A 223-nucleotide genomic window follows, 5' to 3' on the forward strand; every position below is an offset into this window, starting at 1 on the left:
ATACTTGTTTAGTAATTGGACTTATCGTTTTGTTTTTCCTATCATTTACTTTGTTTATTAGAAGAGTATTTCTAAACAGCGCTGCAAAAAAACAGCATGAAATTAATATGAATAAGAAGCTAGATCGAATTATTGAATTGCTTGAAAAAGATAAGAAATAATGATAGAAGACGTATGAAAAGAGGAAGAGGATGGCTAATTATATAAAAGAATTACGTGAAAA

General features: G+C 27.4%; 1 protein-coding gene. It reads left to right on the top strand.

The genetic code is table 11. From position 1 onward, the window contains the following. The coding region (locus tag KI369_RS28855) for a DUF4083 domain-containing protein (RefSeq protein WP_212959042.1) at positions 1-161 on the top strand (161 nt) is incomplete at its 5' end. Positions 162-223 lie beyond the last annotated feature (62 nt).

It is taken from the genome of Bacillus sanguinis, assembly GCF_018332475.1.
Taxonomy (GTDB): domain Bacteria; phylum Bacillota; class Bacilli; order Bacillales; family Bacillaceae_G; genus Bacillus_A; species Bacillus_A sanguinis.